General features: G+C 33.1%; 27 protein-coding genes. 26 read left to right on the top strand and 1 reads right to left on the bottom strand.

Translation table 11 applies throughout. From position 1 onward, the window contains the following. Positions 1 to 10: 10 nt before the first annotated feature. From rpsS to rplQ, 26 genes are read left to right on the top strand one after another with little or no spacing between them, the layout of a single operon-like run. On the top strand, positions 11 to 295 hold the full coding sequence (rpsS, locus tag ACAG39_06050) for a 30S ribosomal protein S19 (GenBank protein ID MEZ0536801.1): 285 nt from the start codon (positions 11 to 13) through the stop codon (positions 293 to 295). 30 nt (positions 296 to 325) lie between these two features. Then, positions 326 to 691, top strand: a complete 366-nt coding sequence (gene rplV / locus ACAG39_06045; GenBank protein MEZ0536800.1) for a 50S ribosomal protein L22 — start codon at positions 326 to 328, stop codon at positions 689 to 691. Between the two features lie 22 nt (positions 692 to 713). After that, positions 714 to 1,382, top strand: a complete 669-nt coding sequence (gene rpsC / locus ACAG39_06040) for a 30S ribosomal protein S3 (protein ID MEZ0536799.1) — start codon at positions 714 to 716, stop codon at positions 1,380 to 1,382. After that, positions 1,382 to 1,813 carry a 50S ribosomal protein L16 gene (rplP, locus tag ACAG39_06035; protein ID MEZ0536798.1) on the top strand — a complete coding sequence of 144 codons (432 nt, stop codon included), beginning with the start codon at positions 1,382 to 1,384 and terminating at the stop codon, positions 1,811 to 1,813. The genes rpsC and rplP overlap by 1 nt, the downstream gene beginning before the upstream one ends. Then, positions 1,813 to 2,028, top strand: a complete 216-nt coding sequence (gene rpmC, locus ACAG39_06030; GenBank protein MEZ0536797.1) for a 50S ribosomal protein L29 — start codon at positions 1,813 to 1,815, stop codon at positions 2,026 to 2,028. The genes rplP and rpmC overlap by 1 nt, the downstream gene beginning before the upstream one ends. Before the next feature lie 13 nt (positions 2,029 to 2,041). Continuing rightward, complete coding sequence (rpsQ, locus tag ACAG39_06025; GenBank protein ID MEZ0536796.1) at positions 2,042 to 2,302, top strand: 30S ribosomal protein S17; 261 nt, start codon at positions 2,042 to 2,044, stop codon at positions 2,300 to 2,302. A 30-nt stretch (positions 2,303 to 2,332) separates the two neighbouring features. Next, positions 2,333 to 2,701, top strand: a complete 369-nt coding sequence (gene rplN / locus ACAG39_06020; protein MEZ0536795.1) for a 50S ribosomal protein L14 — start codon at positions 2,333 to 2,335, stop codon at positions 2,699 to 2,701. A gap of 17 nt (positions 2,702 to 2,718) precedes the next feature. Continuing rightward, positions 2,719 to 3,051, top strand: coding sequence for a 50S ribosomal protein L24 (gene rplX, locus ACAG39_06015; GenBank protein ID MEZ0536794.1), 333 nt, complete (start codon positions 2,719 to 2,721; stop codon positions 3,049 to 3,051). 26 nt (positions 3,052 to 3,077) lie between these two features. Beyond that, on the top strand, positions 3,078 to 3,620 hold the full coding sequence (gene rplE, locus ACAG39_06010) for a 50S ribosomal protein L5 (protein ID MEZ0536793.1): 543 nt from the start codon (positions 3,078 to 3,080) through the stop codon (positions 3,618 to 3,620). A gap of 22 nt (positions 3,621 to 3,642) precedes the next feature. Beyond that, positions 3,643 to 3,828, top strand: coding sequence for a type Z 30S ribosomal protein S14 (locus ACAG39_06005; protein MEZ0536792.1), 186 nt, complete (start codon positions 3,643 to 3,645; stop codon positions 3,826 to 3,828). Positions 3,829 to 3,855: 27 nt separating this feature from the next. Further along, on the top strand, positions 3,856 to 4,254 hold the full coding sequence (gene rpsH / locus ACAG39_06000) for a 30S ribosomal protein S8 (protein MEZ0536791.1): 399 nt from the start codon (positions 3,856 to 3,858) through the stop codon (positions 4,252 to 4,254). 26 nt (positions 4,255 to 4,280) lie between these two features. After that, positions 4,281 to 4,829: a 50S ribosomal protein L6 gene (gene rplF / locus ACAG39_05995; protein MEZ0536790.1), complete on the top strand. Its 549-nt coding sequence runs from the start codon at positions 4,281 to 4,283 to the stop codon at positions 4,827 to 4,829. Between the two features lie 16 nt (positions 4,830 to 4,845). Continuing rightward, on the top strand, positions 4,846 to 5,214 hold the full coding sequence (gene rplR, locus ACAG39_05990) for a 50S ribosomal protein L18 (GenBank protein ID MEZ0536789.1): 369 nt from the start codon (positions 4,846 to 4,848) through the stop codon (positions 5,212 to 5,214). 21 nt (positions 5,215 to 5,235) lie between these two features. Continuing rightward, on the top strand, positions 5,236 to 5,742 hold the full coding sequence (gene rpsE, locus ACAG39_05985; GenBank protein MEZ0536788.1) for a 30S ribosomal protein S5: 507 nt from the start codon (positions 5,236 to 5,238) through the stop codon (positions 5,740 to 5,742). A 15-nt stretch (positions 5,743 to 5,757) separates the two neighbouring features. Further along, complete coding sequence (gene rplO, locus ACAG39_05980) at positions 5,758 to 6,201, top strand: 50S ribosomal protein L15 (GenBank protein ID MEZ0536787.1); 444 nt, start codon at positions 5,758 to 5,760, stop codon at positions 6,199 to 6,201. A 1-nt stretch (position 6,202) separates the two neighbouring features. Further along, positions 6,203 to 7,510, top strand: coding sequence for a preprotein translocase subunit SecY (gene secY / locus ACAG39_05975; GenBank protein ID MEZ0536786.1), 1,308 nt, complete (start codon positions 6,203 to 6,205; stop codon positions 7,508 to 7,510). Positions 7,511 to 7,558: 48 nt separating this feature from the next. Next, positions 7,559 to 8,209: an adenylate kinase gene (locus ACAG39_05970; protein MEZ0536785.1), complete on the top strand. Its 651-nt coding sequence runs from the start codon at positions 7,559 to 7,561 to the stop codon at positions 8,207 to 8,209. A gap of 5 nt (positions 8,210 to 8,214) precedes the next feature. Continuing rightward, positions 8,215 to 8,958 (top strand): type I methionyl aminopeptidase, encoded by a 744-nt coding sequence (gene map / locus ACAG39_05965; protein MEZ0536784.1) that lies wholly within the window; start codon positions 8,215 to 8,217, stop codon positions 8,956 to 8,958. A gap of 10 nt (positions 8,959 to 8,968) precedes the next feature. Beyond that, positions 8,969 to 9,238 (top strand): RNA-binding protein, encoded by a 270-nt coding sequence (locus tag ACAG39_05960; GenBank protein MEZ0536783.1) that lies wholly within the window; start codon positions 8,969 to 8,971, stop codon positions 9,236 to 9,238. A 14-nt stretch (positions 9,239 to 9,252) separates the two neighbouring features. Then, on the top strand, positions 9,253 to 9,471 hold the full coding sequence (infA, locus tag ACAG39_05955) for a translation initiation factor IF-1 (GenBank protein MEZ0536782.1): 219 nt from the start codon (positions 9,253 to 9,255) through the stop codon (positions 9,469 to 9,471). 21 nt (positions 9,472 to 9,492) lie between these two features. Continuing rightward, positions 9,493 to 9,606 carry a 50S ribosomal protein L36 gene (rpmJ, locus tag ACAG39_05950; GenBank protein MEZ0536781.1) on the top strand — a complete coding sequence of 38 codons (114 nt, stop codon included), beginning with the start codon at positions 9,493 to 9,495 and terminating at the stop codon, positions 9,604 to 9,606. A gap of 17 nt (positions 9,607 to 9,623) precedes the next feature. Beyond that, positions 9,624 to 9,995: a 30S ribosomal protein S13 gene (gene rpsM, locus ACAG39_05945; protein MEZ0536780.1), complete on the top strand. Its 372-nt coding sequence runs from the start codon at positions 9,624 to 9,626 to the stop codon at positions 9,993 to 9,995. An 18-nt stretch (positions 9,996 to 10,013) separates the two neighbouring features. After that, positions 10,014 to 10,403 (top strand): 30S ribosomal protein S11, encoded by a 390-nt coding sequence (gene rpsK, locus ACAG39_05940; protein MEZ0536779.1) that lies wholly within the window; start codon positions 10,014 to 10,016, stop codon positions 10,401 to 10,403. A gap of 21 nt (positions 10,404 to 10,424) precedes the next feature. Continuing rightward, on the top strand, positions 10,425 to 11,051 hold the full coding sequence (gene rpsD, locus ACAG39_05935) for a 30S ribosomal protein S4 (protein ID MEZ0536778.1): 627 nt from the start codon (positions 10,425 to 10,427) through the stop codon (positions 11,049 to 11,051). A gap of 49 nt (positions 11,052 to 11,100) precedes the next feature. Continuing rightward, entirely contained in the window at positions 11,101 to 12,048 is a 948-nt protein-coding gene (locus tag ACAG39_05930) for a DNA-directed RNA polymerase subunit alpha (GenBank protein ID MEZ0536777.1), read from the top strand. A 12-nt stretch (positions 12,049 to 12,060) separates the two neighbouring features. Further along, the gene (rplQ, locus tag ACAG39_05925; GenBank protein ID MEZ0536776.1) at positions 12,061 to 12,402 is read left to right on the top strand and encodes a 50S ribosomal protein L17; all 342 of its coding nucleotides are present in this window, start codon (positions 12,061 to 12,063) and stop codon (positions 12,400 to 12,402) included. 46 nt (positions 12,403 to 12,448) lie between these two features. Here rplQ and ACAG39_05920 read toward each other — a convergent pair whose 3' ends face one another. After that, the gene (locus tag ACAG39_05920; protein ID MEZ0536775.1) at positions 12,449 to 13,546 is read right to left on the bottom strand and encodes a GAF domain-containing protein; all 1,098 of its coding nucleotides are present in this window, start codon (positions 13,544 to 13,546) and stop codon (positions 12,449 to 12,451) included. Positions 13,547 to 13,662 lie beyond the last annotated feature (116 nt).

Raw genomic sequence — 13,662 nt, 5'->3', positions numbered from 1 at the left:
GGGATAAACTTTGGGAAGATCACTTAAAAAAGGACCATATTGTGATCCAAAGCTTCTTGCAAAGATAGAAAAGATGAATCAAACTAATGAGAAAAAGGTTATTAAAACATGGTCAAGAAGGTCAACAATATTCCCACAGATGGTTGGACATACTATTGCAGTATATGATGGAAGAAAACACATTCCAGTTTATATTACTGAAGAAATGGTTGGACATAAATTGGGAGAATTTGCACCAACAAGAACATTTAAAGGACATGGACACCATACAGAAAAATCTACTGCGTTGAAATAAAATTAACTTTTTTCGAAAGGAGGAAGAAAGGTGGAAAAAGCAGTTAACGCAACAAATGAGGTAAAGGTAGCAAAGGCTTCCTTGAGAAATGCAATAATTGCACCTCGTAAAGTGAAAATAGTAATAGATCTTATTAGGAATAAACCAGTTAAAGAAGCTTTGAGTATTTTAAGATTTACACCAAAGAGATCTGCAAGAATGGTTGAAAAACTTATAAAGTCAGCTATGGCTAATGCTGAAAATAATCATAATATGAATGTTGATAAATTATATATTGCTGAAGTTTATGCAAATGGTGGACCAGTGATGAAGAGAATAAGACCAAGAGCCCAAGGAAGAGCGTTTATTATTAGAAAAAGAACAAGTCATATTACAGTAGTTCTTAAAGAGAGATAGAAAATTGTAAGGAGGGAAATAAATGGGTCAGAAGGTTCATCCAAAAGGATTTAGACTTGGAATAGTAAGAGATTGGGATTCCAGATGGTTTGCTAATGATAAAGATTTCGAAAAGAATCTTCTTGAAGATTTCAAGATTAGAAAACATATAAAAGAAAAACTATATTCTGCAGGTATTTCAAGGGTTGAAATTGAGAGAGCTGCAAAGAGAATAAAAGTTATTGTATATACAGCAAAACCAGGTATTGTTATTGGTAAAGCTGGTGCAGGTGTTGAAAACTTAAGAAAAGACCTTGAAAAATTAACTGGCGGGAAATCTGTTTCATTAGATATTAAAGAAGTTAAGGTTCCAGAATTAGATGCTCAACTTGTTGCGGAAAACATTGCCGCTCAACTAGAAAAGAGAATTTCATTCAGAAAAGCTATGAAACAAGCAATGGCTCGAGCAATGAAGCTTGGTGCAAAAGGAATAAAGACAATGGTTGCAGGAAGACTTGGTGGTACTGATATAGCAAGAACTGAATGGTATAAGGAAGGAAGAATTCCACTTCAAACACTCAGAGCTGATATAGATTATGGCTTTGCAGAGGCACATACAACATATGGTAGAATTGGCGTTAAAGCATGGATTTACAAAGGTGAAATTCTACCAAAGAAGGCATTGGTTCCACAAGAGGGAGGCGATAAATAATGTTGATGCCAAAGAGAGTTAAGCATAGAAAACAACAAAGAGGTAGAATGAAAGGAAAAGCAACAAGAGGTAATTTTGTTTCTTATGGTGAATTTGGAATTATGGCTATGGAGCCAGGTTGGATTACAAGCAATCAAATTGAAGCTGCCAGAGTTGCAATATCAAGACATATTAAAAGAGGCGGTAAGGTTTGGATAAAGATATTCCCAGATAAGCCAGTAACAAAGAAACCTGCAGAAACTCGTATGGGTTCAGGAAAAGGTATGCCAGAGTACTGGGTAGCTGTTGTTAAACCAGGAAGAGTTATGTTTGAAGTTGCTGGAGTAGCAGAGGAGGTAGCAAAAGAGGCACTTAGACTCGCTATCCATAAATTACCAATTAAATGTAAAATAGTATCAAGGCAAGATGAAGAAATGGGTGGTGAAGAATAATGAAGGCATCCAAAATTCGCGATATGACAAATAATGAATTACAAAATGAATTAAAGAAGTTAAAAAGTGAATTATTTAATCTTAGATTTCAGCTTGCTACAAACCAATTAGAAAATCCTATGAGGATTAGAGAGGTTAAAAAGACAATAGCAAGAATAAAGACAATAATTAGAGAAAGAGAGCTTTCTGAAGGAAAGGTTAATAAGAATGCATAAGGAGGGGTAGATTGTGGAGAATAAAAGGGCATTAAGAAAAACAAGAGTAGGCGTTGTTGTAAGCGATAAAATGGATAAGACAGTTGTTGTAGCTGTTGAAACATTTGTACAACATCCTCTTTATAAAAAGACTCTCAAAAGAACAACAAAATTTAAGGCACATGACGAAGAAAATACTTGCAAAGTTGGCGATAAAGTTTTAATAATGGAAACAAGACCACTTAGCAAAGATAAAAGATGGAGAGTTGTTGAAATATTAGAAAGAGCAAAATAAATTTAATGTAGTTGGGAGGGAACAAAGACCATGATACAGCCTCAAACAAGGCTCAGAGTAGCAGATAACACAGGTGCTAAAGAATTAATGTGTATTAGGGTTCTAGGCGGTTCAAATAGAAAGTTTGCTAATATTGGTGATATTATTATATGTTCTGTTAAAGATGCAACACCAGGTGGCGTTGTTAAAAAAGGTGACGTTGTTAAGGCAGTTATAGTTAGAACAAGAAAGGGTCTTAAAAGAAATGATGGAACATATATAAGATTTGATGATAATGCAGCAGTTATAATAAGAGAAGATAAAACACCGAGAGGAACACGTATATTTGGACCTGTTGCAAGAGAATTAAGAGATAAAGAATTTATGAAGATTATTTCACTTGCACCTGAAGTATTATAATCAAGGAGGTGTTTGAATTGCCAAATAGAGTTCATGTTAAAAAAGGTGACACAGTTGTTGTTTTATCTGGTAAATACAAAGGAAAGCAAGGAAAGGTTTTAACAGTTTTACCAACAGATAATAAAGTTGTTGTTGAAGGCGTTAATATAATAACAAAGCATGTCAGACCAAATCAAAAGATGAGACAAGGTGGAATAATAACTCAAGAAGCTCCAATATATTCATGCAAGGTTATGCTTGTTTGTCCAAAATGCAACCAACCAACAAGGGTAGGACACAAGTTTATACATGAAGGAGATAAAGAAGTTAAAGTAAGATCATGCAAAAAATGTGGTGAACTTATTGATTAGTCAAAAAGCGAGAGGAGGTAAAATAAATGACGCCAAGACTTAAAGAGAAGTATCAAAAAGAGGTAATTCCTGCGTTAATGCAAAAGTTCGGATATAAAAATGTTATGGAAGTACCAAGACTTGGTAAAGTAGTTGTAAATATCGGTCTTGGAGAAGCAAGAGAAAATCCAAAAGCAATTGATGTTGCTGTAAATGAGTTAACAACAATAACAGGACAAAAGCCTGTTGTTACAAGAGCGAAAAAATCAATTGCTAACTTCAAACTAAGAAAGGGTATGCCAATAGGTGTAATGGTAACATTAAGAGGAAATAGAATGTATGAATTTTTGGATAAAGTAATTAATCTTGCACTTCCAAGGGTTAGAGACTTTAAAGGTGTTTCAGATAAAGCGTTTGATGGAAGAGGAAATTACTCATTAGGATTCAAAGAACAACTTGTATTTCCAGAAATTGAATACGACAAAGTTGAAAAAATCAGAGGTGTTGAGATTACAATTGTAACTTCAGCAAAGACCGACGAAGAAGCAAGAGAACTTTTAAGATTACTTGGTATGCCATTTGCAAGCTAAAAAAGATTGAGGAGGGTAATAAATGGCTAAAAAGTCTATGATAGCAAAGCAAAAAAGACCTCAAAAGTTTTCAACAAGAAAATATAATAGATGCAAAATATGTGGAAGACCACACGCATATCTTAGAAAATTTGGTATATGTAGGCTTTGCTTTAGGAAACTTGCTCATAATGGAGAGATACCTGGCCTTAAGAAAGCTAGCTGGTAAAATATATGTTCGGAGGGAGGTAAAAAGATGTTTGTGACAGACCCAATAGCAGATATGCTAACAAGAATTAGAAATGCAAATAATTCAAGACATGAAATAGTAGATATACCTGCATCGAGAATGAAAAAAGAAATAGCTCAGATACTACTTGATGAAGGTTTTATAAAGGAATATGAAGTTATAGATGATGGCAAAATAGGTATCATTAGAATAAAATTAAAATATGGTGCTAATAAAGAAAAAGCAATTACAGGATTAAGAAGAATCAGCAAGCCTGGAAGAAGAGTATATGTAAATAAAGATGAATTACCAAGGGTACTTGGAGGACTTGGAATTGCAATTGTATCAACATCAAAAGGTGTTATGACTGATAAAAAAGCAAGAAAAGAAGGAGTTGGCGGAGAAGTACTCTGCTACGTTTGGTAAATAGCTATTTTTAAGGAGGTGTCAAAATGTCAAGAATTGGTAGAAAACCTATACAAATTCCTAACGGTGTTGATGTAAAGGTTGAAGGAAATGTTATAACTGTTAAGGGACCAAAAGGACAATTAACTAGAGAACTGCATCCAGATATGATAGTTGAAATAGAGAATGGACAAATACTTGTAAAAAGACCAACAGACAATAGAAACCACAAGGCTTTACATGGTCTTACTAGGACACTTATCGCTAACATGGTTGAAGGTGTTACAAAAGGCTATGAGAAATCACTTGAAATTGTAGGTGTTGGTTACAGAGCAGCAAAACAAGGTAAAAAACTTGTTCTCACAATAGGCTACTCACACCCTGTTGAAATTGAAGAACCTAACGGAATTACAATAGAGGTTCCGGATCAAAATAAAATTGTTATCAAAGGCATAGATAAACAACAGGTTGGTAATTTTGCAGCTAATATAAGAGGCATTAGAGAGCCTGATCCATACCTTGGCAAAGGTATTAAATATGCAAACGAGGTTCTAAAGCTTAAAGAAGGAAAAGCCGGTAAAGGCGGTAAGAAATAGAGGGGAGTGAATTAGCTTGTTTAAGAAGATAAACAGAAATGACGAACGTCAAATAAGACATAAAAGAGTAAGAAAAAAGGTATTTGGAACAAATGAAAAGCCAAGACTTAATGTATATAAATCTTTAAAATTCATATATGCTCAAATAATTGATGACCAAAAGGGAGTAACATTAGTATCAGCTTCATCATTAGAACCAGAAATAAAAACAAGAATTGAATCAACAAAGTCAATAGAAGCTGCAAAATTAGTTGGTCAAATTGTTGCCGAAAGAGCAAAACAAAAAGGAATTGAGAAGGTTGTTTTTGATAGAGGCGGATATCCATATCATGGGAAAATCAAGGCACTTGCTGATGCAGCAAGAGAAGCTGGTCTTCAATTTTAATGTTATAAGGAGGGAAACAATTTGCCAGAGGTTAGAATTGACCCAAAAGGACTTGATTTAAAAGAAAGAGTTGTAAATATAAATAGGGTTGCTAAGGTTGTAAAAGGTGGAAAAAGGCTTAAGTTTTCTGCAATAGTAGTTGTTGGTGATGGCAAAGGTCATGTTGGAGCAGGACATGGCAAAGCTGCAGAAATACCAGATGCTATTAGAAAAGCAATTGAAGATGCTAAAAAACATCTAATAGAAGTTCCAATGAAAAATACAACAATTCCACACGAGTCAATTGGCGACTTTGGTGCAGGAACTGTTCTTGTAAAGCCAGCTCCAGAAGGTACAGGTGTTATAGCTGGAGGTCCAGTTCGTGCTGTGTGCGAGCTTGCAGGAATAAAGGATATAAGAACAAAGAGTTTAGGTTCTAATAACCCAGCAAATATGATATATGCAACAATTGAAGCATTCAAAAAGCTTAAAAAACCTGAAGAGGTAGCTAAACTTAGAGGAAAAACTATCGAAGAGATACTCAAATAAGGAGGGTTTACCAATATGAAATTAGGCGAGTTAAAGCCAGCTCCAGGATCAAGAAAAAATCCAAAAAGAGTTGGTAGAGGCGAAAGCTCAGGACATGGTAAAACATCAACAAGAGGACACAAAGGCCAATGGGCAAGATCTGGTGGCGGAGTAAGACCAGGTTTTGAAGGAGGACAAATGCCTCTTTCAAGAAGATTGCCAAAGAGAGGCTTTAAAAACCTCAATAAAAAGGTGTATAATGAAGTTAATGTAGGAAAATTAGAAATATTTGATAATGATACAATTGTTACACCAGAATTATTGTTAGAAAAAGGTATTATTAAAAATATTGAAAAAGATGGTGTAAAAATTTTAGGAAATGGTGAACTTACAAAGAGATTAACTATCAAAGTTCAAAAGGTAAGCGAAGGGGCACGAAAGAAAATTGAGGAAGTTGGAGGAAAGGTAGAGGTGATGTAAGGTGTTTGAAACAATTAAAAATGCCTGGAGATTACCTGATCTAAGAAAGAGGATAATATTCACCCTTGCAATGTTTTTGGTATTTAGGCTTGGTGCCTTTATCCCTGTCCCTTACATAGACAGGGATGCATTAGGCAAGGTAATTCAAGATTTGGCTATGCTTGGATTTTTTGATGTTGTCGCAGGCGGAACTTTCAAAAATATGAGTATTTTTGCAATGAGCGTAACACCTTACATCAATTCATCTATTATAATGACTCTACTAACTATTGCTATACCAGCACTTGAAGAATTATCAAAACAAGGTGAAGAGGGTAAAAAGAAAATAGCAGAATGGACAAGATATGGGACAGCAATACTTGCATTCATTCAAGCAGCAGGTATTTGGTTTGGTCTTAAAAATGCAAGTGGTCTCACTAATGGGGTTCCAGTTATCACAGCTGAGGGACAAGGGTTTATGGGCTTTATAACCATAACTTTTGCTTTAACAGCTGGTACTGTATTTTTAATGTGGCTTGGTGAACAGATAACAGAAAATGGTGTTGGTAACGGAATATCATTATTGATATTTGCAGGTATTATTTCAAGAATACCAAACGGTGCAGCAAGCTTATGGAACTATGTAGCAAAGATAAATGAATTTTCTCTAATGAGTATTTTTGGTGTTGTATTATTCTTGATAATGGCTTTAGCTATTATAGTATTTATAATCATTATTCAAGAAGGCGAAAGAAGAATTCCAGTACAGTATGCTAAAAGAGTTGTTGGGAGAAGAGTATATGGTGGACAAAGCACACATCTACCAATAAAAGTAAATATAGCGGGTGTTATACCAATAATTTTTGCTATATCACTTGTTATGCTACCAACAACAATTGCTCAGTTTTTCCCAAATACTGGATTTTATAGATTTATAAAAGCTAATTTTTCTTCTGGCTCCTTCTGGTATTCATTGTTTTATGCTTTATTTATAATTGGGTTTACTTACTTTTATACAGCTATAGTATTTAACCCAGTTGAAATATCAAATAATTTAAAACAAAATGGTGGATTTATACCAGGTATAAGACCAGGAAGACCAACTGTTGAATTTATTACAAAAGTTCTTGGAAGAATAACATTAGCAGGTGCACTCTTCTTAGCATTTATAGCAATACTACCAACATTTATAGGTTTAATTTTCAAGGGACAAATAAATGTTTACTTTGGAGGAACAAGTTTATTAATTGTTGTTGGTGTTGCATTAGAGACAGTTAGACAGATTGAAGCTCAGATGCTAATGAGACACTATAAAGGGTTTTTAAGCTAATTTAAACATAGAATAATATTATAAGAATTATTAGTGGAGGTTAGCAAAATGAATTTGATTATTTTAGGTGCACCTGGTGCTGGAAAGGGTACACAAGCTGAGTTTCTTTCTTCAAAATTAAATATTCCTCACATATCAACTGGAGATATATTAAGAGAAAATGTTAAAAACCAAACAGAGTTAGGACTTAAGGCTAAAGAATATATGGATAAAGGACTGTTAGTTCCTGATCAATTAGTAATAGATTTAATTAAAGATAGACTTTCAAAAGATGACTGCAAAAATGGATTTCTTCTTGATGGATTTCCAAGAACTATTAAACAAGCAGAGGCTTTAGAAGAAGTTCTAAATGAACTTGGAATGAAAATAGATAAAGTTTTGAATATTCACGTGCCGGACGAGAAAATAATAACTAGAATGTCAGGTAGGAGAATATGCAAAAATTGTGGAGCTTCGTTCCATACTGTTTATAGACCACCTAAAACAGAAGGTATATGTGATGTTTGTGGTGGAGAACTTTATCAGAGAGATGATGATAAAGAAGAAACAGTTTTAAAACGTTTAGAAGTATATCACAATCAAACAACACCACTTATTGATTTTTATACTCGAAAAGGTCTACTTGTTACAGCTGTAGGCCAAGAAGAAATAGATGATACAAAAAAACAAGTACTAAAGGTTCTTTCTATTGAGGAGTAGTAGTAATGATAAATATAAAATCAGAAACTGAACTGCAAGCTATGCGATTTGCAGGTAAAATTGTAAAAGAAGTTTTAGAACTCATTGAAAAAAACATAACACCTAACATTACTACTAAGGAACTTGATGAAATTGCTGAAGAATATATAATTAAAAATGGTGGGATACCTTCCTTTAAAGGCCTTTATGGGTATCCCGCCACAATATGTGCATCCATCAATGACGAGGTAGTTCATGGCATACCTGGTTTAAGAAGGCTTAATTATGGAGATATTATCAGTATAGACGTTGGTGCTTGTGTTGATGGATTACATGCAGATGCAGCAAGAACCTTTGCAGTTGGTGAAATATCTGAAACTGCAAAGCTTCTAATAAAAACAACAGAAGAAAGTTTTTTTGAAGGTATTAAAAATGCGGTTGCTGGCAAAAGAATTGGTGACATTGGATATAGTATACAAACATATGTAGAAAGCCGTGGCTTTTCAGTAGTTAGAGATTTAGTTGGGCATGGAATTGGTCGAAAGTTTCACGAATCGCCTCAAGTGCCGAACTTTGGAAAGAAAGGTACCGGGATAAGGCTTATCAAAAACATGACTTTGGCTATTGAACCTATGGTTAATATGGGTAGATATGAAGTATACCAAGATAGTGATGGTTGGACGTTTAAGACAATAGACGGTAAACTTTCTGCCCACTATGAAAATACCATAATTATTGGTGAAGATAAGCCAGAGATAATTACACTATGAGGTGTTTTTAATGGATTTGCAAATAGGACAAATAGTCTTGTCCAAGATGGGGCGAGATAAAAATAGGTTTTTTATAATCTATGACATCACGCCTGATGGATATGTTTATCTTGTTGATGGTTTGCTAAGAAAAATAAAAAAACCTAAGAAGAAAAAGATAAAACATATTGCACCAACACTTTTTATTAATGAAGAAATTAAAGATAAAATATTAAAGAAAAAACTATCTGATAATGATGTTTATAAAGCTATAAATGATTTTGAAAATAGAAAGGAATAGGGGGATGATAAGCCTTGTCCAAAGAGGATGTTATTGAACTTGAAGGAACTGTTATAGAATCGTTACCTAATGCAATGTTTCAAGTTCAGCTTGATAATGGGCATAAGATATTAGCACATATTTCTGGGAAACTCAGAATGAATTTTATAAGGATACTACCAGGGGATAGAGTGGTAGTTCAAGTTTCACCATATGATTTAACTCGTGGTAGAATTGTATGGAGAGCTAAATAACCTTTTAAAAGGAGGATTAAGATGAAGGTCAGGCCATCTGTTAAACCAATATGTGAAAAATGTAAGATAATTAAGAGAAAAGGTAAAATAATGGTCATTTGTGAAAATCCAAAACATAAACAAAGACAAGGTTAACGGGAGGTGTAATATAAATGGCAAGAATTGCTGGTGTTGATTTACCAAGAGAGAAACGTGTTGAGATTGGACTCACTTATATATTTGGTATAGGCCTTACACGTTCAAGACAAATATTAAAAGAAACAGGAGTAGACCCTGATAAAAGAGTAAAAGATTTAAACGATGAAGAAATCTCAAAATTGAGAGACTATATTGATAAGAATTTCAAAGTTGAAGGTGAATTAAGAGCCGAAATTTCAAAAAATATAAAGAGATTAATTGATATAAGATGTTATAGAGGTCTTAGACATTTAAGAGGTTTACCAGTTAGAGGACAAAGAACAAGAACCAATGCTAGAACAAGAAAAGGTCCAAGAAGAACAGTTGGTGTCATGAGAAAGAAATAATAAGGGAGGAGTAAGGTAATGGCAAGAGCAAGACGTACAGTTAGACGTTCTGAAAGAAAAAATGTTGAAAGAGGAGTGGCTCATATCCATTCCACGTTTAATAATACAATAGTAACAATTTCAGATCCATCTGGAGCTGTTATTTCTTGGGCAAGTGCTGGTGGAGTTGGATTCTCAGGGACAAAAAAAGGAACTCCATTTGCCGCTCAACTTGCTGCAGAAAAAGCAGCTAAAGCTGCTATGGATCACGGTATGAGAACTGTTGAGGTTTTCGTAAAAGGCCCAGGTGCTGGGAGAGAAGCAGCAATAAGAGCACTTCAAGCTGCTGGCTTAGAAGTAAGCCTTATTAAGGATGTAACACCAATTCCACATAATGGTTGCAGACCACCAAAAAGAAGAAGAGTTTAATTACGTAGGAGGTGTTTTAATTTGTCTAAATATTTAGGACCTGATTGCAGACTTTGCAGAAGAGAAGGTGCAAAGCTATTTTTAAAAGGTGATAGATGTTATACAGAAAAATGTTCAATTGTTAGAAGAAACTATGCTCCAGGTATGCATGGTATGGAAAAGAAAAAATTATCAGAATATGGACTTCAGCTTAGAGAAAAACAAAAAGTTAAGAGAATATACGGCATTTTAGAAAAACAATTCAGAAGATATTTTGAAATGGCTGAAAGAATGAAAGGTATAGCAGGTGAAAACCTTCTTTCATTATTAGAAAGAAGGCTTGATAACGTAGTATTCAGACTTGGTTTTGCTGCTTCAAGAGGTGAAGCAAGGATGTTAGTATCACATGCTCATTTTACTGTAAATGGTAAAAAGGTTAATATACCATCTTATTTAGTAAAGCCAGGTGATGTAATTGAAGTAAAAGAAACAAGCAAATCAAGTCCAAGATTTGCTGAAATTAAAGAAAAACATGCAAAAAAAACATCACCAAAGTGGCTTGAAAAAGATTCTGAAAATTTAATAGGCAGGGTAATTGCATTACCAGTTAGAGATGATATAGATATGCCAATACAAGAACATCTAATTGTTGAGTTGTATTCTAAGTAATAACTGCCCTCGAAACAAAGTTTATATTTTTTAAGGAGGGTAATTAGAATTGATAGATATTCAAAAGCCAAATATAAGATGTGAGGAGTTAAGCTTAGATCAAAAATATGGTCGTTATGTAATTGAGCCCTTAGAAAGAGGTTATGGCACAACAATAGGTAATGCATTAAGAAGAACACTTCTTTCATCATTACCTGGTGCTGCTGTAACATCTGTAAAAATTGATGGAGTGTTACATGAATTTTCAACAATTCCTGGAGTATTAGAGGATGTTACTGAAATAATACTAAATCTTAAAGGATTAGCTATAAAAATGTCTTCTCCAGGGCCAAAAACAATCTATATAGAAGCACAGGGAGAATGTGAAGTAAAGGCAAAAGATATAAAAGCTGATGCTGATATAGAGATTTGTAATCCCGAACATCATATTGCAACTTTAAATTCTGATGCTAGATTATTTATGGAAATAACAATATGCCAAGGTAAAGGGTATGTACCAGCTGACAGAAACAAACAAGCAAATCAATCTATTGGTGTGATACCTATTGACTCTATATATACTCCAATAACAAAAGTTAATTATAGAGTTGAAAATACCCGTGTTGGTCAAGTAACTGATTATGACAAGCTTATAATTGAAATTTGGACAAATGGAACAATAAGACCTGATGAGGCTTTATCAAGTGGTTCAAAGATATTAATAGATTATCTTGCCTTGTTTACTGATTTATCAAATATTCCAACAGAAACAGAAGTTGTTGTAAAACAAGAACAACCAAAGAGGAACAAGCTATTAGATATGACAATAGAAGAATTAGAACTTTCAGTAAGATCATATAACTGTTTAAAAAGAGCAGGAATAAATACTGTTGAAGATTTGGTAAACAAAACAGAAGAAGAAATGATGAAGGTAAGAAATTTAGGCAAGAAATCACTTGAAGAAGTAATTCAAAAGCTTGAAAGTCTGGGTTTAGGTCTTAAAAAAGCTGAGGAGTAAGGAGGTAAGAAGATGGCAAAACAAAGAAAGTTCGGTAGAGATGTTGATCATAGAGAAGCTTTAATGAGAAACCTTGCAACAGCTCTCTTTAAACATGGTAGAATAATGACTACTGAAGCTAAAGCAAAGGACTTAAGAAAGGTTGCTGAAAAACTTATTACAACAGCAAAAAAAGGTGACTTAGCTTCTTATAGAAGAGTATTATCATACCTATATGAAGAAGATGTTGCATATGAACTTTTTGAAAAAACTGCAAAAAGATATAGTGATAGAAATGGTGGATATACAAGAATAATCAAAGCTGGCCCAAGAAAAGGCGATGGAGCTATGATGGCTTATATAGAACTTGTTTAAAAGGAAAAAGGCACTAAAGATTTGTGAATTTAGTGCCTTTTAATTTTTATGGCAAGAAATTAATGTTTATTTTATTTTTAGCATCTTCAAATAAGCTTTCAGCTGTTTGGTTTGGCTTATTTGGGTCAAACTGAATAAATCCATATTTAATTTCAGTTTGGTATAATCTTTTTTGGTTAATATATTCTATAACAACCTTTTTATATCTTCTTAATATTGTATCAATATTGTCTGATGTTGCATTATAAAATACAAGAGCAAAATATTTATCTTCTTTAATTATTATATCGTGTCTGCGAGTTTCTTTCTCAAATAATTTAGATATTTCTTCAATATGAATCATATCCAAAGATTGAAAATGCAGCATACACAAAACAAATGGTGTAAAGGTTACATATGACAACTGTATTTGTTTATCTAAAATATACAAGCCATCACATAAATTAAGAATCTTTGATGATGAAGGATATGAATATTCAATAAATTTCCCCTGAGTCATAATTATTGCTTCGCTAATTTTATTTACTGTAAATCTCATCCAATCAAACATACTTGAAAATAATTTTTGAAGACTTAATATACTATTTTGATAGTTCTTTTGAAGGTTGACTTTTTCTATAATCATTGCTACTAAGTTTGATAGTAATAACGATGCTTGAATATCAGTTTGATTATATTCACTTTGATTACTTAGTTTATTAACTAACTGAAAAACACCAATAATGTTGTTGTTTGAATCTTTCAAGGGAATTGCAATTGTGTTATTTGTTTTATAGTTAAGACTTTTATCAAAGAAAGAAAACTGTCTATATGGATGATTTTGAGGTATTTCATTTATATTGTTGATAATAATTGTTTCACCTGTTAACGCAGAAAAACCGGCAATACTAATTTTATTAATTGGAATAGTGTGGCCTACAAAGAACTCAAAATTTATTGATTTATTTTTTGTGAAGGTAATTACTAGTCGTTTTTCATTTGCTTGTTCTTCTATAAGGTAAATAGTACCACCATCAGAAAAAGTCAAATCAATAGCTAAATTTAATAAATTTTTTATTTTATCATTGTTATCAGAAATTGAAAATAAAATATTATTTATATTTTCCATAAAGTTTACCAATTCTTTACCATTGATGTCAGACATAAAAACCTCTCCTAATTTACTAATTCTCAAATTTATTATATATAAATTAATACCATCATAGCAAATATTAAAATTTAAAGTATTTGTTGTGATATTTTTCTTTATAAAATGGTATA

The organism is Caldicellulosiruptoraceae bacterium PP1 (genome assembly GCA_041320695.1).
GTDB lineage: Bacteria > Bacillota > Thermoanaerobacteria > Caldicellulosiruptorales > Caldicellulosiruptoraceae > JBGGOQ01.
The sequence above is the reverse complement of the archived record's forward strand: the minus strand, read 5'-3'. Positions and strand labels throughout refer to the sequence as shown.